Origin of the sequence: Rhizobium sp. RU35A, assembly GCF_900156005.1 — a bacterium.
Taxonomy (GTDB): Bacteria; Pseudomonadota; Alphaproteobacteria; order Rhizobiales; family Rhizobiaceae; genus Neorhizobium; species Neorhizobium straminoryzae.
On sequence record NZ_FTMR01000005.1, the window covers coordinates 180916 to 205510 of the forward strand.

The 24595-nt window shown below is 62.3% G+C and carries 21 protein-coding genes and 2 tRNA genes; 13 read left to right on the forward strand and 10 right to left on the reverse strand.

Annotated elements, in window-relative coordinates:
• Window positions 1-26: 26 nt before the first annotated feature.
• The 6 genes from F3H95_RS13200 (at window position 27) to F3H95_RS13225 (ending at window position 4397) form a co-directional block, all read left to right on the forward strand.
• On the forward strand, window positions 27-773 hold the full coding sequence (locus F3H95_RS13200) for an NUDIX hydrolase (protein WP_149746341.1): 747 nt from the start codon (window positions 27-29) through the stop codon (window positions 771-773).
• An 80-nt stretch (window positions 774-853) separates the two neighbouring features.
• Window positions 854-1771 carry a PhzF family phenazine biosynthesis protein gene (locus tag F3H95_RS13205; RefSeq protein ID WP_143127627.1) on the forward strand — a complete coding sequence of 306 codons (918 nt, stop codon included), beginning with the start codon at window positions 854-856 and terminating at the stop codon, window positions 1769-1771.
• A 358-nt stretch (window positions 1772-2129) separates the two neighbouring features.
• Window positions 2130-2351 (forward strand): hypothetical protein, encoded by a 222-nt coding sequence (locus F3H95_RS13210; RefSeq protein ID WP_143127626.1) that lies wholly within the window; start codon window positions 2130-2132, stop codon window positions 2349-2351.
• A gap of 249 nt (window positions 2352-2600) precedes the next feature.
• Window positions 2601-3542, forward strand: a complete 942-nt coding sequence (locus F3H95_RS13215) for a nitronate monooxygenase (protein WP_149746342.1) — start codon at window positions 2601-2603, stop codon at window positions 3540-3542.
• Between the two features lie 321 nt (window positions 3543-3863).
• Window positions 3864-4127, forward strand: coding sequence for a hypothetical protein (locus F3H95_RS13220; protein WP_143127624.1), 264 nt, complete (start codon window positions 3864-3866; stop codon window positions 4125-4127).
• 45 nt (window positions 4128-4172) lie between these two features.
• The gene (locus F3H95_RS13225) at window positions 4173-4397 is read left to right on the forward strand and encodes a hypothetical protein (RefSeq protein WP_143127623.1); all 225 of its coding nucleotides are present in this window, start codon (window positions 4173-4175) and stop codon (window positions 4395-4397) included.
• Between the two features lie 175 nt (window positions 4398-4572).
• Here F3H95_RS13225 and F3H95_RS13230 read toward each other — a convergent pair whose 3' ends face one another.
• Window positions 4573-4716: a DUF1127 domain-containing protein gene (locus F3H95_RS13230; protein ID WP_143127622.1), complete on the reverse strand. Its 144-nt coding sequence runs from the start codon at window positions 4714-4716 to the stop codon at window positions 4573-4575.
• A gap of 278 nt (window positions 4717-4994) precedes the next feature.
• Window positions 4995-5141, reverse strand: coding sequence for a DUF1127 domain-containing protein (locus F3H95_RS13235; protein WP_143127621.1), 147 nt, complete (start codon window positions 5139-5141; stop codon window positions 4995-4997).
• Between the two features lie 713 nt (window positions 5142-5854).
• Here F3H95_RS13235 and F3H95_RS13240 point away from each other — a divergent pair.
• Together F3H95_RS13240 and tig are read left to right on the forward strand one after the other, a co-directional pair.
• Window positions 5855-5939: transfer RNA gene (locus F3H95_RS13240), tRNA-Leu, on the forward strand.
• A gap of 161 nt (window positions 5940-6100) precedes the next feature.
• Window positions 6101-7597 carry a trigger factor gene (gene tig, locus F3H95_RS13245; protein ID WP_149746488.1) on the forward strand — a complete coding sequence of 499 codons (1497 nt, stop codon included), beginning with the start codon at window positions 6101-6103 and terminating at the stop codon, window positions 7595-7597.
• A gap of 298 nt (window positions 7598-7895) precedes the next feature.
• Here tig and F3H95_RS13250 read toward each other — a convergent pair whose 3' ends face one another.
• Both F3H95_RS13250 and F3H95_RS13255 read right to left on the reverse strand, forming a co-directional pair.
• A complete protein-coding gene (locus F3H95_RS13250) occupies window positions 7896-8147 on the reverse strand; it encodes a CrpP-related protein (RefSeq protein ID WP_143127620.1) in 252 nt (83 codons plus the stop codon).
• A 135-nt stretch (window positions 8148-8282) separates the two neighbouring features.
• Window positions 8283-9002, reverse strand: a complete 720-nt coding sequence (locus F3H95_RS13255; protein WP_149746489.1) for a Crp/Fnr family transcriptional regulator — start codon at window positions 9000-9002, stop codon at window positions 8283-8285.
• Window positions 9003-9129: 127 nt separating this feature from the next.
• On the opposite strand from F3H95_RS13255, the gene F3H95_RS13260 reads away from it, so the two are divergent.
• Entirely contained in the window at window positions 9130-9393 is a 264-nt protein-coding gene (locus tag F3H95_RS13260; RefSeq protein ID WP_149746343.1) for a hypothetical protein, read from the forward strand.
• Window positions 9394-9447: 54 nt separating this feature from the next.
• On the opposite strand, the gene glgB is transcribed toward F3H95_RS13260, so the two are convergent.
• The 4 genes from glgB to F3H95_RS13280 form a co-directional block, all read right to left on the reverse strand.
• Window positions 9448-11664, reverse strand: a complete 2217-nt coding sequence (gene glgB / locus F3H95_RS13265; RefSeq protein ID WP_149746344.1) for a 1,4-alpha-glucan branching protein GlgB — start codon at window positions 11662-11664, stop codon at window positions 9448-9450.
• Window positions 11661-14954, reverse strand: a complete 3294-nt coding sequence (gene treS / locus F3H95_RS13270; protein WP_149746345.1) for a maltose alpha-D-glucosyltransferase — start codon at window positions 14952-14954, stop codon at window positions 11661-11663. Before treS ends, glgB begins: the two co-directional genes overlap by 4 nt.
• A 15-nt stretch (window positions 14955-14969) precedes the next feature.
• A complete protein-coding gene (locus F3H95_RS13275) occupies window positions 14970-18242 on the reverse strand; it encodes an alpha-1,4-glucan--maltose-1-phosphate maltosyltransferase (protein ID WP_149746346.1) in 3273 nt (1090 codons plus the stop codon).
• A 466-nt stretch (window positions 18243-18708) separates the two neighbouring features.
• Window positions 18709-20601, reverse strand: a complete 1893-nt coding sequence (locus F3H95_RS13280) for a diguanylate cyclase (protein WP_149746347.1) — start codon at window positions 20599-20601, stop codon at window positions 18709-18711.
• 248 nt (window positions 20602-20849) lie between these two features.
• On the opposite strand from F3H95_RS13280, the gene F3H95_RS13285 reads away from it, so the two are divergent.
• The 3 genes from F3H95_RS13285 (at window position 20850) to F3H95_RS13295 (ending at window position 22966) form a co-directional block, all read left to right on the forward strand.
• Complete coding sequence (locus F3H95_RS13285; RefSeq protein WP_149746348.1) at window positions 20850-21545, forward strand: thermonuclease family protein; 696 nt, start codon at window positions 20850-20852, stop codon at window positions 21543-21545.
• Window positions 21546-21684: 139 nt separating this feature from the next.
• Window positions 21685-21945, forward strand: a complete 261-nt coding sequence (locus F3H95_RS13290; RefSeq protein ID WP_143124592.1) for a DUF6074 family protein — start codon at window positions 21685-21687, stop codon at window positions 21943-21945.
• A gap of 448 nt (window positions 21946-22393) precedes the next feature.
• Complete coding sequence (locus F3H95_RS13295) at window positions 22394-22966, forward strand: cytochrome b/b6 domain-containing protein (RefSeq protein WP_149746349.1); 573 nt, start codon at window positions 22394-22396, stop codon at window positions 22964-22966.
• A 471-nt stretch (window positions 22967-23437) separates the two neighbouring features.
• Here the strand turns inward: F3H95_RS13295 and F3H95_RS13300 are convergent.
• Window positions 23438-23513, reverse strand: a tRNA-Lys gene (locus F3H95_RS13300).
• A 253-nt stretch (window positions 23514-23766) separates the two neighbouring features.
• On the opposite strand from F3H95_RS13300, the gene F3H95_RS13305 reads away from it, so the two are divergent.
• On the forward strand, window positions 23767-24258 hold the full coding sequence (locus tag F3H95_RS13305; protein ID WP_149746350.1) for a heme-degrading domain-containing protein: 492 nt from the start codon (window positions 23767-23769) through the stop codon (window positions 24256-24258).
• Window positions 24259-24315: 57 nt separating this feature from the next.
• Here the strand turns inward: F3H95_RS13305 and F3H95_RS13310 are convergent, their stop codons facing one another.
• Window positions 24316-24567, reverse strand: coding sequence for a GlsB/YeaQ/YmgE family stress response membrane protein (locus F3H95_RS13310; protein ID WP_143124667.1), 252 nt, complete (start codon window positions 24565-24567; stop codon window positions 24316-24318).
• Between the last annotated feature and the right edge of the window lie 28 nt (window positions 24568-24595).

Consider the following 24595-nt stretch of genomic DNA (forward strand, 5'->3'; position numbering starts at 1 on the left):
GTCGTCCATCCGACCGGAGCCCGACCGTGACTGAACCGCTGAATGCCTGGCCGCCGGAACGCACCGTCTTTAAGATCGCCGGCATCGAGATGCGGGTCGCTCCCGGCCGCCATCGGCTGGAGGCGCTGGCTGCCGCCGAGATTGCCGAAAACTGGGCAGCGGAGGTTGCGGCCAATCCGGCTCTTTTCAATGGCGAAGTGCTGCTGCCCGAAGAGATGGTGCTGCGGGAGGGCGTGATCCATGCCACGGCACGCGCCACCGGCTTTGCCACCACGCTGTGGTGGCGCAAGCAGGTAAGCCCGACCGAAGGCCTGTTTCTCAATGCGAGCGCCGTGCCGATTTCCGCTGATGGCCTGCCGATCGCGATCCGCATGGCGCCCCACACAGCCAATGCCGGCAAGGTCTATTTCGCGACCGGTTCGCTCGACCTCTCTGATGTGCGCGACGACGGCACCTGCGACGTGCTGGGCAGCATGACGCGCGAGGTGCTGGAGGAAACGGGAATCGATCTCAAGCGGGAGGCGACGGCAGAACCGGCGCTCTATGCCGTGCATTTCGGACGCCGATTCTTCGTGTTCCGCTTCTTCCACCTGTCGGAGAGCGCCGAACAGATCTGCCGGCGCGTAGAGCGCCATATGCAGGGCGAAACAGAACCGGAAATCGATGCGGTCTTCGCGCTCACGGCCGACGAGGGCCATGCGCATCGCTATCACGACCTGACGCCGATCATTCTCGCGTTCTTTTTCGCGCGCAGGATGAACGCGGCGGGTTGATCCGCCGGGTTGTCTCGGGCACCTTGGCCCGCATCTTATCACCGGGCCGTGATGGTGCCGCGACAAAGAGGGAGGCTTCCTTGGGTCTGAACTATGCCATTTACGACGTCTTCACCGACAAGGCGCTGCAGGGCAATCCGCTGGCCGTGGTCTTCGACGCCGATGGCATGACGGACGAAGCCATGCAGGCGCTGGCTGGTGAGATGAACCTATCCGAGACCGTCTTCGTGCAGCAGGCCGAAAATCCGGCCCATGCGGCAAGGCTGCGCATCTTCACCCCCACCCGTGAACTCCCCTTTGCCGGCCATCCGACGGTCGGTGCCGCGATTGCGCTTGCCGAGCGGCGACATGCGGACGAGCGGCCGGATCTCGATCTTGTCTGCGTGCTGGAGGAAAATGTCGGTCCCGTTCGCTGTGCCGTGCGGCTTTCGGACAGGCAGGCAAGCTTTGCCGAATTCGATCTGCCGCGCAATCCGCAGCGCATCCCGCTTGGTCTTGACCGGCAGGGACTGGCCGACGCGCTCAGCGTCAAGCTTGCCGATATCGGCTTCGAGAATCACGTACCGGAAATCTGGACCGCCGGCGTGCCGTTTCTGATGGTTCCGCTGCACAATCTGGCAACCGCCGAGTCGATCGATTTCGATGCCACGCTGTGGGAGCGTGCGGCGCCCCTGGTCGAAGGGCGGCTTGCCTCGGTCTATGCCTATTGCCGGGGCGGCGTACACCATGCCGCACGCTTTCATGCCCGCATGTTCTCGCCCGACATGGGCATTGCCGAGGATCCGGCGACCGGCGGTGCCGTGGCGGCGCTGGCCGGTGCTATCCACCAGTTCGATGCGCTCCCGGACGGGCATCACCCGCTCCTGATCGAGCAGGGGGTCGAGATGGGGCGCCCGTCCTACATCCACCTTCACATGGATGTGAAGGATGGCGGCATTTCGCGTGCTCGTATTGGTGGACAGGCGGTCAAGGTTGCCTCCGGCACCTTCCACGTCTGACACCGCGCACGGCGGAATCAAAATCTTTTCACCGCGCCGGAACCGCAAACCGGCTTGTCCGTTATTGGGGCCGTGCGGGAGAAGGACGATGCCGATACCGATCATTCATGTTGCTATGACGATGTGCGCCATGGAACCGCCGGTGCAGACCGTCCGGTCTTGTCCGGCGTGCGGTCTTGTCCGCTTCCGCTGACCTTCCCCGACAATGCGTGGCAGCCCATGGGCAGGAACGGCGTGCGGAGCGCAGCGCGCCCCATGGTCAGCCCCGCACCCACCAACAGACAGATTGTCGCCGCCTTGTTCAGGCCTATGGCAGCCGCCGGGCCACTGCGGTGATTCGAAATGCAAGGAGACCCTGATGATCAGGAGCGAAAAAAGGCCGAGCGATGATCCTCTCAATTCCGAGGATCTGGCGCGGTGCCAGCAGGTTTTTGAGCGCCTTCGGGCCGAGATCTGCCCCGATGACGATCAGGAGGAAACCAATCGACTGGCTGCCATCACCATGGAGCTTTATCGCCAGGGCGTTCGACGCGAAGACATGCTGCGCGATATGGTGGCGGCCGCCCGCGGTCACCACTAAGGGTGGTCGGTGGAGCGGGCGACCATCTCCTGCCCGCCGGCGCCGCGAGACGGAAAAGCCTTCCCGAGACGCGTGAAGGCCGAGGATTGCACAAGGGCGCGGGGAGATCTTCCCCGCGCCCTTTCCGTTTCCCTATCCCGCTTTCCCTGCGGTCGGATCGCAGGAGCATTCAAAACTTGCCGTTTACGTAAACTGCGGTTTATACCTGTGCCCGAGGATTAGACATCGCGTGTGCCTGGGGAGGACATGATGCCATTGCCGAAATCGTTCGAGACGCTTCGCCTGCCGGCTGTTGCGGCGCCCATGTTCCTGGCATCCGGACCGGATCTCGTCGTGGAAACCTGCCGCGCCGGGCTGGTCGGTACCTTTCCGGCGCTGAACCAGCGCACGACCGAGGGTCTTGTAGCCTGGCTGGACGAGATCCGGCAGCGACTGGCGCCGCATCCCGCTGCCGCCCCCTTCGGCGTCAATCTGATCGTGCACCGCTCCAATCCGCGGCTCGAAGCCGATCTTAAGGCCGTCGTCGAACACAAGGTGCCGCTCGTGATCACCTCGCTTGGCGCCGTTGCGGATGTGGTGAAGGCCGTGCAGTCCTATGGCGGTCTCGTCTTCCACGATGTCATCAGCCGGCGCCATGCGGAAAAGGCGGCGGAGGCCGGGGTCGACGGCATCATCGCCGTCTGCGCGGGGGCCGGAGGGCATGCGGGCACGCTGAATCCCTTTGCCTTCATCCCGGAAATCCGCTCCTTCTTTGAGGGCACCATCCTGCTGTCCGGCGCGATCAGCACGGGCGAACAGATCGCAGCGGCCCGCCTGATGGGGGCGGATCTCGCCTATCTCGGGACCCGTTTCCTGGTGACGCAGGAATCCATGGTGAGCGAGGCCCAGAAACAGATGACGCTGCAGGCTGGTGCGGGAGACATCCTCTACACGGACGCCATCTCCGGCGTGAACGCCAACTTCCTGCGCGCCAGCATTGTGGCGGCGGGTCTCGACCCGCAGAAACTCGTGTCGCACGGTCCGATGGACCTGGGCAGCGAGGCCAAGGCCTGGAAAAGCGTCTGGTCGGCGGGGCAGGGCGTGTCCGCCATCGATGACATTCCCACGGTGGCGCAACTGTGCAGGCGCCTTATCGACGGTTACGGCCGGGTCATGCGGGGTGCGGCCGGGGATCGCTTCCTCGTCCTGTGAACGCGGTCCTGTGGAAGGGGCATGATGCTGCCCCGCAGTGCACCGTGTTGCGTAAATCGCATGTCTGGTGGGATGCCATTGCGAAATTGCCATGGCTCACATCCTTGTGAGAGATGGAATCCAGCTCCGCAAGCGCAGGTTCGAGAATTCAAGTCATTGAAATAAAAATATAATCTTCGGCGTTGCGTATCCTTCACGACCGTTCGCGAAACAGACACGCTAAGGTGAGCAGTGTTGCCGTTGTTTCGCTTCTCTTTTCCTCCCATGTCCATGGTGCGTCGCAATGAACGGCGCGAGGAAACAGAAGAAGGAGCTACTCCCATGGCCAAGCTGATTGCAGCCGCGACCCTCGCCGTAACCCTTGCCGGCACGACTGCCGCATTCGCCGCCAGCCCGATCCCGGATGATGCTATCCGCGATCAGGTCTACAAGACGGAAGCGACGGCCCATCTGCAGAAGGCACCGCCCGGAACGCCGGTCTACGACAAGATCTATGCCGGCTCTGACGCCTATAGCGTCACCTACATCGTCCAGCCGGACGGACGCCTGAAATTTGTGGATTCGCAACTGTTGGAAAGTCAGTAACCGGAGACCTTCAGGTCTTCCGGATCATTTGAGGAGCGAAGCGAAATGAAACGCGTAATTGCCTTTACCTTTGCCGCATTGATCGGCGCCAGCACCGTCGTCTTCGCGGAAGACCTGCGGCACGCCGCCAATGGCCGTCTCAGCATCCACTCGGTCGGTGACTGGGTCTCGCAGGACGTGATCGACCAGGGCCATGCCTATGTGGAACATTACCAGGTCCAGGCCGACCATACGCTGAAGCTGATGGATCGTCAGCCGATCCAGCCATAACCCCCTGGCCTTCGCCAGAGGGACGAGACGGGGCGCAGACATGTTCTGCGCCCCGTCTCGTAATGCCTGCTTCCAGACAGCATAAAGCCCCCGAAGCGGATGCCTGGGGGCTGGTCATGCGTTCTGCTGTCCGTGCGCTGTCATGGCGCGGGCTGCAGGATCATGTTTCCGCCAATCAGCGGAACGAACGGGATGCAATCGAACGAATGTCGTAGCGGGTCAGGCCGATATCGCTGAGGGCCTGGTTCGAAAGACTGCCGAGCTCGTTCATCGTGCGGCGGTAGCTGATCCAGCTCTTGGCGAGACGAATCGGGTTCATGGGTGTTTCCTCAAGACTTTTGTTTTGCCTGCCGGTCGAACCGTGGTCGTCACGATCTCGTTGCCGGCGATGGCGCTCTTATACATCCGCATAATATGACTGTGCAGTGCAAAATCGAAGCGACTGCCATGCATTTGTGCAATGTGGTGCCGAAATTTGCATCTTTGGCCGAAATTTAAGCGGCAGATTGGACGCGGCGTGGAAACGGCGCACAAAAAAACGCCTCCCGGAATGGGAGGCGTTTTGGAAGAGGCCCGAGGGCCGCCTGTCGTTGCAGATCAGATGCCGACGGCGGTGCGAGCGATGCGGCGGATGTCGGAGCGGCCAATGCCGAGGTCGGTCAGTTCGCGGTCCGACATGCGGCCGAGTTCGGAAACGGTCTGACGGTACTTGCGCCAGTTGTTGAGCGAGCGTGCGATGTTCATGGTTTTCGTCCTTTGGTCTCTGTTGCGCCGTGGCAGGGCCGATCGGCATGTCTCTCAATCGATTGAATGCAGTATATGCTGCACCGCGTATAAGAACAGCGCCCATCCTGTATGACACCTATGCATTACGCGCATTGCTCCGCCAAAATCGTTAAGGATGATGGCCGCAAATGAGCGAAAAACGGGCAGGATTGGAGCTGGGGAAGGTCTGTTGCCAGGGCGGGGCGCACAAATGAAGACGCCCACCGGGGGAGGAGGACCGGTGGGCGTCAGGAAAGTGACTGGCGATCGGGAGGAGGAGTATCGCCAGTCCATCGTGGTTCGCCGGGAGGAGGAGTGCGAAACCACGAAATTCGTTCGGGAAAATACCCGAGGCCTTTGCGAAGCAGAGCTCCCGACCGCCACGTCGTTGGAACATCTCTGTTCCTCTTGAAGCCACTATAGCGAATTGCCGCATTTTGTGCAGTGCAATAAGGGAATGCGAGCTATTCCCTCACCTCATGGCTCTGTATCATCGCGAACCACACTATCGCCAATCCATTAGAATTTGGTAAATTAACCTTGCCGCGGGCTTGTCTGTTGAAGAGGGGATGTGCGCCCGGGAGACGGTGCTGCGGTTGTCATTTTTCCTTTGCGTGGGGAAAAAACGGTTGTTATAGAGACGCGCGCTCCGGAAGGCCTCTGCGCGAGGAATTTCGACGTGGTATCGGGGCGCGGGTATGGTGAAATTGGTAGACACGCCAGATTTAGGTTCTGGTGCCGCAAGGCGTGGGAGTTCAAGTCTCTCTACCCGCACCAGTTCCGCGGCAGCATTGCCGCAGGCCTGATCCGCCTGGCGGCAGCATGAGCCCCAGCGCAAACGAGATTGCATCGAAGCCACGACCGGCGACAGGTTCCGGCGTCGTGCTCATGGAAACCCCGGCTGTGTGAGCACCGCCGCATGATATGAAGGTATGACAATGCAGGTTATCGAAACGCTCGCTGAAGGGCTGAAGCGCGAAATCAAGGTCGTAATCCCGGCCAAGGACATGGAACAGCGCATGAACGAGCGCCTGGCGGAAGCCAAGGACAAGGTGCGCGTCAACGGTTTCCGTCCGGGCAAGGTGCCGATGGGCCACCTGAAGAAGATGTACGGCAAGTCGGTGATGGCCGAGCTCGTCAACGAGATCGTGCGCGACCGCCCCGCTGCCATCCTCTCCGAGCGTGGCGAGAAGTCGGCCACCCAGCCGCAGATCTCGATGACCGAGGATGAAGCCGAAGCCGAGAAGATCCTCAACGCTCAGGTCGATTTCGAATTCACCCTGTCCTACGAAGTCATTCCGCCGATCGAACTGCAGCCGACCAGCGGCATCAAGGTGACCCGCGAAGTCGTTGAAGTCTCGGAAGACGAGGTCAACGAGCAGATCCTCAATATCGCCGAAAACGCCCGCACCTATGCCGCCAAGGATGGCGCTGCCGAAACCGGCGACCGCGTCACCATGAATTACCTCGGCAAGGTTGATGGCGTTGCCTTCGATGGCGGCGCTGCCGAAGATGCCGATCTCGTCATTGGTTCCGGCCGCTTCATCCCGGGCTTCGAAGAGCAGCTGGTTGGCCTGAAGGCTGGCGAAGAGAAGGTCATCACGGTCACCTTCCCGTCCGAATATCCGGCTGCCAACCTCGCCGGCAAGGAAGCCACCTTCGATATCACCGTGAAGGAAGTCGCGGCCCCGGCTGGCCTCGAGCTGAACGACGAGCTGGCCACCCAGCTCGGCATCGAATCGCTCGACAAGCTGAAGGAAATCGTCCGCGGCCAGATCGAGGGCCAGTACGGCAACGTCACCCGCCAGAAGGTCAAGCGTCAGATCCTCGACCAGCTGGACGAGATGTACAAGTTCGATACCCCGGCCGGCCTGGTCGACGCCGAGTTCGAGAACATCTGGCGCCAGATCAACACCGACCTGCAGCAGTCCGGCAAGACCTTTGCTGATGAAGACACGACCGAAGAGGAAGCCCGTGCGGAATACCGCAAGCTTGCCGAACGTCGCGTCCGTCTCGGCCTCGTTCTCTCCGAAATCGGCGAAAAGGCCGGCGTCGAAGTGACCGAAGAAGAAATGCAGCGCGCTCTCTACGCCCAGCTGCAGCAGTTCCCGGGCCAGCAGAAGGAAATCCTCGATTTCTTCCGCAATACGCCCGGTGCCGCCGCTTCGCTGCGCGCTCCGATCTTCGAAGAGAAGGTCATCGACAAGCTGCTCTCCGAAATCGACGTCACCGACAAGACCGTGACGAAGGACGAGCTGATGGCTGACGACGAAGCGTCTGCTGAAGACGCCGACACGGCGGAGAAGAAGAAGGCTGCCCCGAAGAAGAAGGCTGCCAAGGCTGACGCTGCCGAGGCTGCCGAGGGCGAAGAAGCTCCGGCCCCGAAGAAGAAGGCTGCTTCGAAGAAGAAGGCCGCTGAAGGCGACGCCGAATAAGACGCACGCGCCTCTGACAGTTTCGAGAACCCCCGGTGCCTTGCGCCGGGGGTTTTTCGTTGCGACGCTGATATGCCGGTGACGGCTGGATGGAACGCTGCGACACCGAAGAGCCAGCCGGAAAGCTCGCCTCCGCCTCAGGTGTCGATGCGCTCTTTCTGTGTCGAAACGGAAGGTGCGGAACGGCTTGCCTTCAAAAAGGCGGGGCTCACCAACTCATGTGAGAAGGGGGTCCGCGAGCCCCTGACCGGCAGGACATGCCGGCTGCCGGTCCCTTAACCGGCAGAGGCCGCGCCGCTCAAGCGACGCGGCTGTGTGTCTGCTGCAAAGCTTCATCTCGGATTAAGAAGCCGTAAAAGCCTGTATCGATCCGGCGCATGGCATCCTCGATCGTCCAGCCGAAGGCCCAGGCCTCGCGCATCTGCTGCTGTGTATCCGGGTCCATGTCCGGAACCGTACGCAGCAGATAGGGATTGTCGCTTGCAACCGCGCCCAGGATGCGCGCCCGCGCACCGCGCTCCTGACATTCAAGAAGAGACTCAATATTCATGTCTGTCGTCCAATGTAAGGTGGGGCTTAATATGGGCGCCATCTGGCAGGATCAAGGATGTTAACCGATCATTCATCATGTTTTTGCTGGGGCTTCTGCGGATAAAATGCTTGCAGAATCACTTGCCGTGAGCGTTCAGCGCGGTTCACTTCGAATATTCAGATAGGCCGGATCGAATTCGGCGAAACGTTGCAGTCTTCCCCAATCGAGAATTGTAATGCGCTCCCTTGACCAGGTCACGAATCCTGCAGCGCGCAACTCCTGAATCACCCTGTTCATGTGCACTGTGGAGAGGCCCATGATGTCGGCCATCTGGGTCTGGGACAGAGGAAAGTGGAAGCTGCCGCCCTCAACGCGGTTGACGATCTGCAGGCGCATGTAAAGCTCGCAGATGATCTGCGCCAGGTGAGCCGCGCGGGAGCGTCTGCCCATGGCCACGATCCATTGCCGGCTGATGGCCGCCTGCAAGAGGGTGTCGAGCCATAGCAACCGTGCGAGATGCGGGGCGCTCTCGGTGATGGTCTTCAACGCACTGTGATCCGCCATTGCGATGCGGCACGGCGAGAGCGCGATGATGCCATGGTCCATCGTCTTCACAAGGAAGGCATGCAGGTCGATGAATTCACCGGCCACATGCAGGGAGGTGAGCTGTCTTTGTCCGTCACCGGTGATGTTGTAGCGGGCCGCAAAGCCATCGAGCAGGAGAGAACTGGTGAGGGGTCTGTCACCCTCGGTGACGATGTCTTCCTGGGCTGCGACCCGTCGTTCCCGCGTGATTGCCATCCGCAGCATTTCCCGCTCGTCGTCGCTCAGCCGGTCGCGCTGTTCCAGATTGAGCAGCAAAGGCTCGATCATGTCCGTGTCTGCCATATCACTTCCCGTCTCGGTCGAGGGGTGAACAGATGGCGCGCAGTTTTGTGCCAGAGGCGGGAACAAAAATTTAGGGTGGTTGATTGGACCAACGAAAGGCGAGGTAAGAGCGATGGCCCATTACTATTTCGATGTGTTCAATGACGGCGCGCTGTATGGACCGGTGCCCATGGAACTGGAGGGCCGCGAGGCCGTGGAGCGCGAGGCGCACCGCATTCTTTCCGACATGGCGAGAGACGATCTGCTCGGCCGCGACGCCATGTCCATCGTGCTCGAGGTCCGGGACCAGCGCGGCCAATCCGTCTTCGTCGGCAGCGTCACCTTTGTCTCGCGCTGGCTGGATCGCAGGAGTGACGTCGTTTCACATCTGTCGTGATGCCGAGATCCCGCCTGCAGCAGGCAGGCGGGTTCTCCATGACCACCGTTGCGATCAGCCTCCGGTGGCCGTCCACCTGAGATATATCGTTGCCAGCGGCGGCAGTGTCAGCATCACGGACTGTGGATGGCCATGCGCGCTTTCCGCGTCGGTCCAGACTTCGACTTGGCCGAGATTCGAGCCGCCATAGAGCCCGGCATCCGTGTTCAGTACCACCTGCCAGCGGCCCTCCTGCGGCACGCCGACCCGGTAGCCTTCGCGCGCCACGGGCGTCATGTTGCTGAGCGCGAGAATCAGGCTTTTGCCGTCGCCCGTCTTTCGAAGCATCCCGAAGACGGAATTTTCCGCATCGTCGCCGATGACCCATTCGAAGCCTTCCGGGTGCAGGTCTGCGAACTGCAGTGCGGGTTCGGCCTGGTAGAGCCGATTCAGGTCACCCACCAGGCGTTGCAGGCCCGCATGCTCCGGCCTGTCGAGCAGATCCCAGTGGATGGAGCCGTCATGGTTCCATTCCGTCCACTGGCCGATTTCGCCACCCATGAAGAGCAGTTTCTTGCCGGGATGCGCCCACATGAAGCCGAAATAGGCCCGCAGGTTCGCCATCCTCTGCCAGGCATCGCCGGGCATCTTGCCGATCAGCGAGCCCTTGCCGTGCACCACCTCGTCATGGCTGAGCGGCAGCATGAAGCGTTCGGAATAGGCATAGACCATGCCGAAGGTCATCATGCCGTGGTGGTGCCGGCGGAAGATCGGCTCCTTTTCCATGTAGTGGAGCGTGTCGTGCATCCAGCCCATGTTCCATTTGAAATCGAAGCCGAGGCCACCCTCTTCGACAGGCTTGGTCACGCCCGGCCAGGCGGTCGATTCCTCCGCCACCGTGAAGGCATGGCTGCAGCGTTGGTGAATGATGCTGTTGAGGTGCTTGAAGAATTCCACGGACTCGAGGTTTTCGCGTCCGCCGTATTTGTTCGGGATCCACTCGCCGTCCTTGCGCGAGTAGTCGCGATAGAGCATCGAGGCGACCGCATCGACACGCAGGCCATCGATATGGAAATGCTCCAGCCATTCCAGTGCCGAGGCAATCAGAAAGCCCTTCACCTCGTTACGGCCCAGATTGTAGATGAGCGTGTTCCAGTCCTTGTGAAAGCCCTCGCGCGGATCCTCGTGCTCGTAAAGCGCCGTGCCGTCGAAACGGGCAAGGCCCCAGACATCGGTCGGAAAATGCGCCGGCACCCAGTCGAGGAGGACGCCTATCCCGGCCGCATGGCAGCGGTCGATGAAATAGGCGAGGTCTTCCGGCGTGCCGTAGCGTCCAGTCGGTGCAAACAGCCCCAGCGGCTGATAACCCCAGGACCCGCCGAAGGGATGCTCCATGATCGGCATCAACTCGATATGGGTGAACCCGAGCTTCTGGACATAGGGGATGAGGCGCTGGCTGAGTTCCACCCAATCAAGCACGCGATTACTTTCCTCCGCGATCCTGAGCCAGGAGCCGGGATGTACCTCGTAGACCGAGATCGGCCCTTCGCCGGCGCGACGGGCTGCGCCGCTGCGCATCCAGTCGTCGTCCGTCCAGCGGAAGGGCTGGCTGGCAGCGACGATCGAGGCGGTGGCGGGAGCTGCTTCGCTGGCGCGCGCCACGGGATCGGCCTTCTGCGGCAGCACGGTGCCGTTGCGGTCGAGGATCTCGAACTTGTAGCGGTCGCCCGGCCCAAGTCTGGGCACGAAAAGCTCCCAGACCCCGGAGGGCTGGCGAAGCCGCATCGGATGACGCCGCCCGTCCCAGGCGTTGAAATCGCCCACGACCGAAACGCGCCGCGCATTGGGCGCCCAGACGGAGAAGCGTACGCCGCTGACACCGTCCACCTCCATGGCACGGGCGCCGAGTGTGCGGCCGAGGTCGTAATGGGTGCCCTGGCCAATCAGGTGCAGGTCGAGGTCGCCAAGGAGCAGGCCGAAAGCATAGGGGTCTTCGGTCTCCTGCACGGCCTCGGGCCACTGGATGCGCAGGCGATAGGCATCCCCCCGATCGATGGCAGCGGCAAAGATGCCGCCGGGATGGATCGCATGCATGCGAAAGCGCGTACCGCTGCCATCTCGGCTGAGGATCTCCACCCCCTCGGCGCCCGGAAGAAAGGCGCGGATGATCGTTGCTCCCTGGGCCGGATGGGGGCCAAGAAGCGCGAAGGGATCACCGTGGCGGCCATCGACCAGGGCGTCCAGCGCCGCGCGATCTATTCCTGTCATCAGTTCGGAACGCTCGATGTTCATGCGGTCTTCTCCGTCAGCCTGTCCACGATCGCGGCAAAGCCGGCGAGCGGGATGGGCAGCCATTTGGGCCGGTTGCGGGCTTCATAGGCAATTTCGTAGGCGGCCTTTTCCAGAAGATAGAGGTCGAGCATGCGTCGGCGTCGGTCGGGATCGACGCGGAGCGCCTCGGATTGTTCGACAGCGGCGAGATAGCCTTCCAGAAAGGCGGTCTCCGCCTGTTGCGTAAAGCGGCGGATCATTGCCGTGCGATCCGGGCTCTCCGTTTCGGTCACCGCCTCGTTTTCCAGCTCCGCAGTGGCAGCCAGATAGCTGAGGGATCGCAGAAGACCGGCCACGTCGCGCAACGGAATGGTTTTCGCCCGGCGTTCCGACAGATCGCGTGCCGGCTCGCCCTCGAAATCGATGATGTAGGCATCGGTCTCGGCAATCAGCACCTGGCCCAGGTGGAAGTCGCCGTGGTTGCGGATCATCATGGCTCCCTCGGCAGCCTGCGCCAGTTCCGCTGCAAGTCCGGGCAGTTCGTCGCGACGGCTGAGGAGCGCATCCACGGTGCGGACCGTGTCGGTCTCCAGCTCCGCGCGTTGATCGGCGAGGATCGAGAATGCCCTCTCGATCTGGCCGACTGCACTCTGCCGCCAGAGTTCCACATTCTCGGCCCGGGCGGGCAGCGGGCGAAAAGCCTCCTCGTCCGTGTCCGTCGCAAGCGCCGCATGTAGTTCGCCGAGCCGGGTGCCGATGGTGCCGGCCATAGTGACCAGCGGGCGCATCATGTCGTCCACGGCCTCTGGCTCCGCCTGGGTCAGCCCGATCTCATCGAGCGCCCGGCGCAGATTGGTCAGCATCCAGTTCCAGGCATCGCCCTGATTGCGGATGGCCCCCTGCACGAGGATCAGCGTGTAACGTGCACCATCGGGGGCGACGCGCGCCACTTCCCCCAACAGCGGTGCCGTGTTGGCGTAGCCGACCTTCGTCAGGTAACGCGTCATCTCCACTTCCGGATGGATGCCCGGGAAGATGTGGCGGATCAGCTTGATCATTGCGAGATCGCCGACGATCAGCGAACTGTTGGATTGCTCCGCAGACAGCCAGCGCACCGTCATCTCGTCGCTGATCGCCATACAGTCCAGCTGGTCGGTGCCGAGGAATTCCAGCGTGCCGGTGCGTCCTGACAGGAGCGAGCGTTCGCAGAGTCCCCGCAGCACGCCGTGGGCCAGTGCCTCCACGGAAAAGCCATCGGTGAGGAAACCGACGCGCCGGCCCTGACGGATGCGCGCCATGGCAAGCTGCTGGGCAAGCGCGGAGGGCTGCTGGTCGTCCCAGACGGTGGACAGAGGCAGGAGGTAGGTTTCCGTGTGGCCTTCCAGTTCCGCCTCCAGCTCGCCGAGCAGGATGTTGTGGGTGGTGCCCATCGGCTGTGCGGCCACAAGCCGAGCGCTCTTCAGCCACTCGCCCTTGGAGCCGAACCAGCGGCGCTTGGCGAGGTAGGCCGGCAGGATATCGCGCGACAGCGCCTGCGACAGCCGTTCCTCGTCGATGAGTTCCGTCAGGTCGCGCCGCAATACCAATGTGGTCAGGTCCGGCATCTGCTCCGGGGGCTCGGTGCGCCAGGCCGGACCGTCCGCCTCTGCAACAAGCTGGAACCAGTAGAAGGAGAAGGGCGGCAGCGTCAGCAGATAGGTCAGCTGGCCGATCGGCGGGAAGGGGGACATGCCGGTCAGTTCGACCGGCACGCGACCTTGAAACTCGGCGAGATCCAGTTCCACCGCTTGCGGCAGGCGCGAGAGATTGGCGACGCAAAGAATGGTCTCACCATCATGTTCGCGCAGATAGGCGAGGATCTTGCGGTTGCCCGGTGTGAGGAAACGCAGCGAGCCGCGGCCAAACGCCGGGTGCCGGCCACGCAGCGCGAGCATCCGGCGCGTCCAGTTGAGGAGCGAATGGGTGTCGACGCTCTGCGCCTCGACATTCAGCGCCTCATAGCCATAGAGCGGGTCCATCACCGGTGGCAGCACCAGTCGGGCTGGGTCGGCGCGCGAAAAGCCGCCATTGCGGTCCGGTGACCATTGCATTGGCGTCCGTACGCCGTCGCGGTCGCCGAGATAGATGTTGTCGCCCATGCCGATCTCGTCGCCATAATAGATGACCGGCGTGCCGGGCATGGACAGCAGCAGCCCGTTCATCAGTTCCACGCGGCGGCGATCGCGCTCCATCAGGGGCGCCAGACGTCGGCGGATGCCGAGATTGATGCGGGCGCGGCGATCGGCGGCATAGATCGTCCAGAGGTAGTCGCGCTCCTCGTCGGTCACCATTTCCAGCGTCAGTTCGTCGTGATTGCGCAGGAAGATCGCCCACTGGCAGTTTTCCGGGATTTCTGGCGTCTGGCGCATGATGTCGGTGATCGGGAAGCGGTCTTCCTTGGCAATCGCCATGTACATGCGCGGCATCAGCGGGAAGTGGAAGGCCATGTGGCATTCGTCGCCGGCACCGAAATATTCGGAGGTGTCCTCCGGCCACTGGTTTGCTTCGGCGAGAAGCATCTTGCCGGGATGGGTGGCGTCGAGTGCGGCGCGGATCTTTTTCAGGATGTCGTGCGTCTCGGGCAGGTTCTCGTTGATCGTGCCTTCGCGCTCCACCAGATAGGGGATGGCGTCCAGACGGAAGCCGTCGATGCCTGTTTCCAGCCAGAAGCGCATGACGTTCAGAAGCTCGTCCAGCACCTGCGGATTGTCAAAATTCAGGTCTGGCTGGTGGGAGTAGAAGCGGTGCCAGTAATAGGCGCCGGCCACCGGGTCCCAGGTCCAGTTGGACTTTTCCGTGTCGAGGAAGATGATCCGCGTTTCCGGAAATTTCTGGTCGGTATCCGACCAGACATAAAAATCCCGCTCCGGCGAGCCGGGGGGCGCATTGCGGGCGCGTTGGAACCAGGGATGCTGGTCGGAGGTGTGGTTGATGACGAGTTCGATGATCACGCGGATATTGCGCTGGTGTGCCGCCTCCACGAAGGCGCGGAACTCGTCCAGCGTACCGTAATCCGGGCTGACATTGCCGTAATCGGCGATGTCATAGCCGTCGTCGCGGCGCGGCGAGGGGAAGAAGGGCAAAAGCCAGATCGCGGTCGCGCCGAGTGAGGCGATATGGTCGATCTTTTCCGTCAATCCTGCAAAATCGCCGATGCCATCGCCATTGGCATCGTAGAACGACTTCACATGCAGCTGGTAGATGATTGAATCCTTGTACCATTGCAGGTTCGGATCGCTCTGCTGCGCCTTCGGGCTTTGTGTGACGTCCATGGTTTTCTCCTCCCGTTACCGCACGCGCCAGATCGAAAAGGGCCGGTCCGGCTCCAGTCTCAGCCGTCGCCACTTGCCGGTCGTCACAAAGGTCTGGCCCGTGACGAGGTCTTCCAGGGTAAGTGCGCCATGGTCCGGGAGGTTCCATGCGAAGAGCGGGATCTCGACATCGGCTTCCTGGGCATTGTGTGGATCAAGACTGACGCCGATCAGCAGAACGTTCTCGCGGCCGGGACTGGCCTTTTCGTAGAACATGATGTTGTCGTTCCAGGCGATCAGTTGCCGGAGGCCCAGATGCGAATGCAAAGCCGGGTTTTCGCGGCGGATGCGGTTCAAGAGGGCGATCTCGGCCTTGATGTTGCCGGGGCGGTCGTAATCCCAGGCGCGGATCTCGTATTTTTCCGAGTCTGCATATTCCTTGCGCTTGGCGTCCGGCCGGCCCTCGCAAAGCTCGAAGCCGTTATAGACCCCCCAGAGGCCGGAGAGTGTCGCGGCAAGAGCCGCGCGAATGAGATAGGCCGAGCGCGGTGCGTTTTGCAGGAAGTCCGGGTTGATATCGTGGGTGTTGACGAAGAAGTGCGGCCGGAAGAAATCCTTCGGCGCCTCCGTCGTGATCTCGCGCATATAGCTTTCCAGTTCTCCCTTGGTGTTGCGCCATGTGAAGTAGGTGTAGGACTGTGAGAAGCCGATCTTGGCGAGCCTGTACATCACCTTGGGCCGCGTGAAGGCCTCCGACAGGAAGACGACGTCGGGATGCCGGTTGCGGATATCGGCGATCAGCCATTCCCAGAAGGGAAAGGGTTTCGTGTGCGGGTTGTCGACGCGAAACAGTTTGACGCCGTTGTCGATCCACAGCTGCACGATGTCGCGCAGTTCGAGCCAGAGAGCTGGCACCGCATCGCTCGCGTAGAAATCGACATTGACGATGTCTTCGTATTTCTTCGGCGGATTTTCCGCATAGCGCACTGTTCCATCCGGCCGCCAGTCGAACCAGCCGGGGTGATCCTTCAGCCAGGGGTGATCGGGTGATGCCTGGATCGCGAGATCGAGTGCGAGCTCAAGACCGTGCTGACCGGCTGCCGCAACCAGACGGCTGAAATCCTCGAAGGTGCCGAGTTCGGGGTGGATGGCGTCATGGCCGCCCGCGTCCGAGCCGATGCCATAGGGGCTGCCGGGATCGTTGGGGCCGGCGCTCAGCGCATTGTTGCGCCCCTTGCGGTTCGTCTTGCCGATCGGGTGGATCGGTGGAAAGTAGAGGACATCGAACCCCATCTCGCGAATGGCGGGCAGGCGGGCGATCACGTCGTCGAACGTGCCGTGACGGTTCGGATCGCCGCTCTGGGAGCGCGGAAAGATCTGGTACCAGCTGGCAAAGCCTGCCTCGCGCCGCTCCGCATCGAGCGGGATCGGCCGGGAGCGGACACGGTGAGGCCGCCGGTCGGCGGTCGCCATCAGGGCAAAGGTCTCGGGAGCGGAGAGAAGAGCGATGCGGTCGGCCTGCTGGGCTTCGTCCAGCTGTTGCAGAAGCGACTGCAGGCGCTGCGCCGTCTCGCCATCTGCCGTCTCTGTCGCAACGCGGATCAGGCGGGTTCCCTCCTGAATTTCGAGCGTGAGATCGAGGCGCGCCTCATGCTTCTTGTCGAATTCGTAGCGGAAGATGCGGAAGGGGTTGCGCCAGGTCTCGACCGCAAACTCATGTCGACCCATGCGGCGAGGGGTAAACGAGCCGCGCCAGCGGTCGTTTTCGATGAGACGCATCGGCACCTCGGTCCACTCCTCCTCGTCGACAGCACGCCAGAACAGCGCGGCCGAGATCGGATCATGACCATCGCCGAACAGGTCGGCTTCGACCACGACCGTTTCGCCGATGATGCGCTTGACGGGAAAGCGGCCGCCATCCACAGCTGGTGTGATCGCTTCGATCGCGAGACGCGGCGCGTTGACCGCCTCGTTGATGTCCGGAGCCGGTACGGCATTTTCGATGGCCGGCGAGGCCACTCCTTCCAGCAGGCGCAACTCGCCCGGTTGAAGTCGGGGCACAAGCGCGTCTTTCTCCGAAGGCGGGTCACCTGACCGATTGCGGCGTCTTAGCGGCAGAAAGCCGGAGGCGGCTTCGCGCAACGCATTCACGGGCGCCGGTGCCGTCCGGCGCAAATCCCGGTTGATGACGACGAGCCTCACATGTCCGGCGCGGCGGGTATTCTCGCTGTCGCTCTGCATCAGGGCTAGCGCCCGGCTTTGCGGGCTGGAAATGAGCTGCAACGGCTGGCGCAGAAACATGTCGTCGGCGCGCTTTGCCTGGTGATGGCCGGCGCAGATCTCTGCCGACAGATCATATGTCCCGCGCTCTGCCAGCGCGCGCAAGCCCCCGCCATCCCCGTAGGTCGGATCGAGCGGCGCCGTTGCCCCGTATTCGAAGCCCATCGGTATCATCAGCCCCTGGCCCAGCGATTGCGACAGATGCAGGGCCTGGCGCGCGCGGCGCGTACGGATCTCGGCGCTGTCTGTCCCGTGGGCGAGACGTCGGGCAAAGGGCGCCTCCGGAAAGGTGATCTGCCAGCGGAAGCGGCGCTGGATGTCGTATTCCTCCACGAACCAGCGGCTCTCCAGGTCCCACCAGGCGAGCGAGGAGAAGCAGCCGTCAAAGCCGAGATCGGGAAGGCGGCGGCGCAGCGCAAAGGGTGTGCCGGGCGTCCAGGCGAGGAAGGAAGCGTCGGGTGATGCGGCGCGACCGGCGGCGATCAGGCCTTGCCAGATCTCGGCCGGCATGCGGTCGAGACCGAGGCATCGGAACCCGCCAATGCCTGCGTCGAGCATTCGCCTGATCCGCGCGCGCCATGCGCTGTCGTGCTGGCGCAAGGCAGCTGTGTCGTCCAGCGGAATGGGACGGCTTCCGGCGCGGTCTGGCGAGAGACGGGGATCAGCGGGAGGGGAGATCTGTGTGTCACCGTCTGCGATCGCCTGACGATCGATGACCAGATCCATCATCAGGGTAATGCCGTGTCGGCGGGCAAGCGTGCAAAGCCGTGACAGTCCCTCCTCCAGCGCCTCGCCAAGACCCAGTTCCGGGGCGAGGCGGTCCGGATCCACCGTGACGAAGACGCTGGCGCCAGGAGCGCGGACGGCAAGCGGTGCCGTGAGAACCGTATCAAAGCCGAGGTTTGCGGCATGCTTGAACACCGCCTCCCAGGCGTCTTCCCCGCGGAGGGCCAGCGGGTGGACAAAATAGATCCGCGGGCCGGCAAGGGCATGCTCCGCGGTGGTCGCATCGGTCGATACACGTGTCATGGGCCGCCTGTTCCTGCGCTATATCCCGGACTGTCTCCGGGCCTAACGCGATCAGGCGGGGCTTGTTCCTGTTCTTCCCGTGCCGGTCTTCACCTCAGTGCGCCGGGCTTCCGCCATGGCTGCGGCAAAACAGGCCGGTGCCTCCTCGCTGCCCTTGCCGCTATCCAGGGCCGCTACCCGGGGCCGCAAGACAGGGCCGCAAGACAGGCAAGCTGCACCTCGGCACACGCGCGATCTCTCGACCCGCGGCCGGCGGACATCATGATAGGGCAGGCCTCCAGGGCAGTCGCCGATGCTGTCGCGCACGATCCGGACGGACACTGCAAATGGATTGCTTTTGCATATGCTGTCTGTTCACGAGTGATCGGCCTCATCAGGGAGGGTCACGACCGTGCAGGTGGCCCATCGCCTTTGGGTGGGTCGCCTTGTCCGCGCGAGGTTCCATCGAGGCACCGGGCTGCGGAGTTCAGGCGCGGCGTGCGGCGCCGTGGTCGGTGGTCTTGCCGTTGCCGGACAGGATCATCACCCGGTTGCGCTGTTCCTTGGCAGCGTACAGTGCCTGATCCGCAGCCTCGATGATGCCCGGCGAACCGGTGTCTTTCGCCATCTCTGTCTCCCACTCGGCCACGCCTATGCTGATGGTTGCATAGCCCCAGGGATGATTGCGGTCATGCGGGATGCGAAGGCCCGCAACCCGCTTGCGGATCTTTTCGGCGACAAGCCGGGCGCTCGTCTGGTCGATCCCCTCTATCATCACGGCAAATTCTTCGCCGCCATAGCGCGCGGCGAAATCGGTTTTGCGGAGCGATTGGGAAATTGTCGAGGCGATGCGCTTCAGACATGCGTCGCCCGCGGCATGCCCGTAGCTGTCGTTATAGAGCTTGAACCGGTCGATATCGATCATCAGCAGGGCAAACGTCTTGCCCGTTGCCGCAGCCGCGCTTGCCAGCATTTCAAGCCGCAGATCGAAGGACCGGCGATTGGGAAGCCCTGTCAGTCCGTCCATGTGCGCAAGCGCATCCAGTTGGTCGGCATGCTGCTTGTGCGCTGTCACGTCGCGGGTAATGGCGACCATGCCTGTCCCGTCGCCATGGCTGTCATGCAGACGGCTGATGGAGGTTTCGAGCCAGCTTTCCCTCCCGTCCGGCCGCAGATAGCGAACCACCACCCGCTCGGTGGCGGCGCGACGCCGCAGGTTTTCGAGGACGTGCCGCGCCTGCGCCCGCTCCTCCGGCTGCAGATGGTCCAGGATGCTGGTGCCAACCAGTTCGTCAGGCGCAAGGCCCAGGATGTGCTGGGAGGCGGGCGATACATATTCGCGCACGCCCTGCAGGCTGAGCTTTTCGATCATGTCTGCGGAAGCATCGGCCAGCAGCCGGAATTCTTCCTTGGTCTGCTTCAGCAGGCGCAGGCTTTCATGATGCAGGGTCACCCGGTGCCACCAGCGTAGCGTCAGAATCAGGCCCATGCCGATCAGAAGGCCGCCGATGATCAGTCGTGAGCGGGCATCCGCCAGCCAGGTCCACAGCAATTCCTCATCGTCCACGGCGGCGATGACGGTGATGGCCGGGTGATCGAAATGGGCCGCTGCCATATGTCGCCGGCGCTCATCGTTCGGCCATACCGTGTCGGTAACGGTGCCCGGCGCGGAAAGCGCCAGGGGCGCAATGACCTCCGACCAGGGCATGCGGTAATCCGCGGGGAGAGGCGTGGAAGACGCAAGGGCGATCGGTGTTCCGTCATTGCGCAGAACGGCGCCCATGCCACCCGGTTTTGAGGCAAGCCGGCTGAACAGCTGGCTGAACACCTCCGGCGGCATTTCCACCGCAAGCACACCCGCGAAGTTCTGCTGGGCATCCTCCAAGCGGATGCTGACGGGAATCACCGGCTCACCAGTGACAAGGCTTGCCGTTGGTGCCCCGAGATAAGGGTCGGTTGACCCGTCTTCCCGGTGATGCCGGAAATAGGCAAGATCTGCGCCGAGACGTGTCTGTTCGCTGGCGGGAGCAAGGCTCGCTGTGCCGTTGCCCAGCCGGTCAAGAAACACGATGCGCTCGATGTGGCGGGCATGGCCTGCCATGTCGCCCATCTGGTCATCAAGCAGCGCCTGCATGGCGCTCATGTCGGGCTGCCGGGCGAGCGTGGCGCGGGCCATGGCGAGCGTCAGTTCGGCGACCTCGATCATGTCAGCTGCGTGCTGGCCGAGCGAAAGGGAGGATTGGTGCAGCGCCTCGCGAACCTGTGCCACCTGCGCGCGGCGTGCCGTTTCCTCCAGCCAGAGGCCGAACAGCACGAGACCCAGCAGGCCGGCCAGCATGGCGGCAAAGGTTCCAACGGGCCGGCGGTCAACACGGAGCATCACGTTTCGTCTCGGACGGGGCAGGGGGGGCGGACATCTGACGGGATGCTAAATTGCAGAGGTTAGAAACTGTTGAATCGGGCAAATAGAGATTCGTCTCGGCCGCCGTGGTCTCTGCCGATGCCTTGCTTTTTCGGTGCTGTCATCAGCAGGCAACGATGAAAGGGTAAAAACGCTGTAAATTTTCCGATGAAAACTCTTTGGAAACCTCCCCTGATCATGATGCGGCGCATCAGGATGGGACAGATATGGCAAAAGCAGCATCATCCCGCCGTCGAAGGGGCGGCAAGAAGAAGTCGGTCATCGGCACGCGGCTCTGGATTGCGGCGCTGGTGGTCGTTGCCGGCGGCATCGCACTGCATGACAACGGGCCCGTGCGGAACTGGTTGAATGCGCATCTTCCGGACCCGATGAAGACCGCATCCGCACGCCACGCCGGTTCGCCGTCTGTGGGCGCCACCGGTTCTGGCGCGCGCGCGGCATCACCGGAGATGGCGCGCGCAGCGCCGGCGCCGCAGCCACGTCCGCCCATGCCGGTCGCTACCGTGCAGACGGCGGCGCTCTCCGGCCAGGAAAGCCTGCTCGGAAAAGCCTATTCCGGCACCTTCTATTTCTGTGGCCAGTCGGGCCTCGACAACTGCGTCGCAGGCGGTGACCTGTTCTGGTTCAAGAAACAGGCGATACGCCTGGCGGATATCCGTGCGCCCCAGACCGACGGGGCACGCTGCGATGCCGAGCGGCAGAGGGGCTTTGCTGCCAAGGTGCGCCTGCGGACTCTCCTCAACCAGGGTCAGTTCGAACTGGTGGACTGGCCAAACGCGGATGGAGACGGGGGTGGTCGCAAGTGGCGTGTCGTCTTGCGCAACGGCCAGTCGATCGGCCAGCAGCTGATCCGCGAAGGTCTGGCGCATGGCGTGTCCGAGGCGTCAAAGTCCTGGTGCTGAAGGATTATTGCCCTTCGGCGGGGTGTCCCGGCGTGGGAACGGAAACGACTTCTTTCGATTCCGTTTAGGATTTGGGAACCACTTCAGGCGATTGTTCGAGACGTTGAGTCGATTCGATGCGTGCGTATGAGGAGATATTATGGCGCTTGCACATTTTCCCGCCGACCGGCGCAGGGCAGACATCCAGCGCTGCGCGCAAGCCCTTCTCACCCTCAATGGCGAGGACGCCAACCGCTTCTGGCGCGACGAGATGAAAAGCCTCGCCGCAACGCTCGGCCGGCAGGGTGCCTCCGCCCTCGACATTTCCCATCAGGCCGCGCTGTTCATGAATGCCGTGCAGCTGGAGCTGCAGCATCTTTTCGCGCAAGATGAAGAGCAGGCGCTCGACATTCGCGCCTGATCCCTGATCCATCGCCAGTCACGTTCGTTTCACGGGCGGCCGCAGCCATGCGCCGCCCGAACTGTTTTCGGAAACCTGGCGACGATCTTGGCCCGGTGGCCGGATGCAGGCCCTCCAACGCTCCACCTTCCGCAGAAACCAGACCTCAGGCCACCGACCGTGCAGGAGGAGATATGCCGTCGCGCTCCATCGTAGAGGCGGCTCCGTGACCAAGGGATTGCGTGAGACGGGCGTTAAAGATGCCGGCCAAGCCGTGACTTTGCGTCGCCTCCACACGACCTCCACACTTCCTCGATCAAAACGCAACGCTGACCGATCACTGAGGGGCAGGCAAAGCGCAGCAACCGCGAAAAGAAGGGTGCGAGATGTTCTGAGTTCCCTGCAGTCTCTGTGATCGTTCACAAAATCAATCTGACCTGCGTAAACCCTCACGATGGAGCGTATGGGGATGCCACCTCTCACCGCGCAAAGACCCGCAATCAAGTACCCGCTACCGATCCGCTGTCTGCACTGGCTGCGCGCCGTTCTGGTGATCGGACTTCTCGCTTCCGGCTGGTACATGACGCGGCTGCCTGAAAGCGACATGTTGACCGCTTCATTGCTCTATCCAAACCACAAGCAGTTTGGCGTTCTCGTCTGGCTGCTTGCCCTCGTCCACATTACGCTTCGCTGGCGCTACAGCAAGATCATGCCCTCGACGCCACCGCAACTCAGTCTTTGGGAGAGACATCTGTCGCACGCAGTGCACCGCGCTCTGCTTCTCCTGACGTTTCTCGTGCCGCTCCTCGGATACTCTCTCTCCAGCAGCTTCTCCGAGAGCGACGGGATTCCATTCTTCGTCATCTCTCATCTCCCGGAAGTGCTTCCCAAAAATGATAGCGCCTTTGTCGTTTTCCAGACGCTCCATCGATATGGCGCCTATTGTCTGCTGGGATTGATCCTCCTGCATGGGCTGGGTTCGCTGAAGCACCGGGTGATGGATAAGGGCGGTCCGACAGACGTCATTCCCCGGATGTTCTGAGGTCGGCCAGCCTTCGGCTCTGGCCGAGCCTCACGTCTCATCATGGCGGCGGCGGCAAGGAGCCTCGCCCCGACGGCAAGGGCGGCGCCCGCGTTGACACACGGCGAGAAAGGCATCGGGGGAGGACCGGGCGGCGCGGCTTCCACGTGAATGCGGCCATAGAAAAGCGGTCATTAGCCGGCAAGTATTTTTGCGACAAGCGCCGTGAATCCGCGCAAATGCTTGATGTCACGCGTCTTGCATCGGCAAACTTGGTGGCTCAGCAGGCTCTGTTCCGGCCCGTCTGCGACGGCTCTGCCAATTTCTCGTCAGGTCGAGGGGGGGGCGAAAGCTATCGTCCGCACAGGGCGACATAGCACCCGAAGCTCATTATAGCCCGTCGGGCATTCACGTGAGGCTTTTTCCAGCCTCAAGCCTCACAACCGATGTGTCAGCGGATTGTTGTAAATCTTGGACTTGTCTAGAGATTTTTGGTGGGTGATGTAGGGCTCGAACCTACGACCCGCTGATTAAGAGTCAGCTGCTCTACCAACTGAGCTAATCACCCATCCCCGTTTCAGCGCCTCGTTTCCGGCGGCGCCGTCGGTGTGAGGGGGCGTATAAAGGGGAAGTTTGGGGTTGTCCAGCGCCCTTTTCAAAAAATCTTCGTCTTGGATTGCGAAAATTATGCACCGCACACCAAAACGCCCGGAAAACAAGGCGTTTTGGCAATCGAAAAAAAACGCATGCGTTTTGAGGGACTCCGAGGCTAGGCTGGCGACTTGATGAGATGTCCATCATGACAGGGAGGATGAGGGGTGATGACCATTCAGGACGACATTGCGCGGGTGCAGGAGCAGGAAAAGATTCTGCGTTTTGACCGCTTCGATCTCGACAGCGCCTGGTCGGTCTGCACGGATCTGCGCCGGATGGCGGTGGAGCGCGGTTACGTGCTCTCGGCGGATCTGCGCATCAACGGCATGCAGGCGGTCTATTTCGCGCTGCCGGGAGCCAAGCCTGATTTCGAATACTGGATCTACCGCAAGCGCAACCTCGTACACCGCTTCCAGCGCTCTAGTTACGGCATCGGCCTCGAGCTGAAGGCCGAGGAAACGACGCTGGAGGCGAAGTGGGGGCTTGCCACGACGGAATATGCCGCGCATGGCGGCGGCTTTCCGATCCATGTCAATGGTGTTGGCTGCATCGGTACCGTCGTCGTGTCCGGGCTGCCGCAGCGCGAGGACCATAATCTGGTTGTCGAGGCGCTGGCCCGCCATCTGGGGCTTGACGACAGCGGACTGCGGCTGCCGTGAGGGCATTCGGATGGCAGGCCGGTTGGACGGAGCAACCGGTCTGCCGTCCTGTGGTGTCTATCGGCGGATGAGGCGACCGAGTGCAATAAGGATGCAGGCGCCGATGAAGCCTGCAATCAGATAGCCGAGCCAGCCGCCCAGCATGATGCCGAAGGCGCCGAGAATGGCATTGGCGACGATGGCGCCGACGATGCCGAGCAGGATGTTCATCAGCACACCCATGTTGCTTTTCATGAACTGCTCTGCGAGCCAGCCGGCAATGCCGCCGATGATGATGGCTGCGAGCCAGCCGATCCCTGCCTGTTCCATGACCTTACCCTCCGGTTGGACGTTGCGT

What these genes read in the sequence shown, in the direction of transcription:
- F3H95_RS13210 (WP_143127626.1), top strand. Translation starts at nt 2,130, where the DNA reads ATGATCAGGAGCGAAAAAAGGCCGAGCGATGATCCTCTCAATTCCGAG.
- F3H95_RS13215 (WP_149746342.1), top strand. Translation starts at nt 2,601, where the DNA reads ATGCCATTGCCGAAATCGTTCGAGACGCTTCGCCTGCCGGCTGTTGCG.
- F3H95_RS13220 (WP_143127624.1), top strand. Translation starts at nt 3,864, where the DNA reads ATGGCCAAGCTGATTGCAGCCGCGACCCTCGCCGTAACCCTTGCCGGC.
- F3H95_RS13225 (WP_143127623.1), top strand. Translation starts at nt 4,173, where the DNA reads ATGAAACGCGTAATTGCCTTTACCTTTGCCGCATTGATCGGCGCCAGC.
- F3H95_RS13230 (WP_143127622.1), bottom strand. Translation starts at nt 4,716, where the DNA reads ATGAACCCGATTCGTCTCGCCAAGAGCTGGATCAGCTACCGCCGCACG.
- F3H95_RS13235 (WP_143127621.1), bottom strand. Translation starts at nt 5,141, where the DNA reads ATGAACATCGCACGCTCGCTCAACAACTGGCGCAAGTACCGTCAGACC.
- tig (WP_149746488.1), top strand. Translation starts at nt 6,101, where the DNA reads ATGCAGGTTATCGAAACGCTCGCTGAAGGGCTGAAGCGCGAAATCAAG.
- F3H95_RS13250 (WP_143127620.1), bottom strand. Translation starts at nt 8,147, where the DNA reads ATGAATATTGAGTCTCTTCTTGAATGTCAGGAGCGCGGTGCGCGGGCG.
- F3H95_RS13255 (WP_149746489.1), bottom strand. Translation starts at nt 9,002, where the DNA reads ATGATCGAGCCTTTGCTGCTCAATCTGGAACAGCGCGACCGGCTGAGC.
- F3H95_RS13260 (WP_149746343.1), top strand. Translation starts at nt 9,130, where the DNA reads ATGGCCCATTACTATTTCGATGTGTTCAATGACGGCGCGCTGTATGGA.
- glgB (WP_149746344.1), bottom strand. Translation starts at nt 11,664, where the DNA reads ATGAACATCGAGCGTTCCGAACTGATGACAGGAATAGATCGCGCGGCG.
- treS (WP_149746345.1), bottom strand. Translation starts at nt 14,954, where the DNA reads ATGGACGTCACACAAAGCCCGAAGGCGCAGCAGAGCGATCCGAACCTG.
- F3H95_RS13275 (WP_149746346.1), bottom strand. Translation starts at nt 18,242, where the DNA reads ATGACACGTGTATCGACCGATGCGACCACCGCGGAGCATGCCCTTGCC.
- F3H95_RS13280 (WP_149746347.1), bottom strand. Translation starts at nt 20,601, where the DNA reads ATGCTCCGTGTTGACCGCCGGCCCGTTGGAACCTTTGCCGCCATGCTG.
- F3H95_RS13285 (WP_149746348.1), top strand. Translation starts at nt 20,850, where the DNA reads ATGGCAAAAGCAGCATCATCCCGCCGTCGAAGGGGCGGCAAGAAGAAG.
- F3H95_RS13290 (WP_143124592.1), top strand. Translation starts at nt 21,685, where the DNA reads ATGGCGCTTGCACATTTTCCCGCCGACCGGCGCAGGGCAGACATCCAG.
- F3H95_RS13295 (WP_149746349.1), top strand. Translation starts at nt 22,394, where the DNA reads ATGCCACCTCTCACCGCGCAAAGACCCGCAATCAAGTACCCGCTACCG.
- F3H95_RS13305 (WP_149746350.1), top strand. Translation starts at nt 23,767, where the DNA reads ATGACCATTCAGGACGACATTGCGCGGGTGCAGGAGCAGGAAAAGATT.
- F3H95_RS13310 (WP_143124667.1), bottom strand. Translation starts at nt 24,567, where the DNA reads ATGGAACAGGCAGGGATCGGCTGGCTCGCAGCCATCATCATCGGCGGC.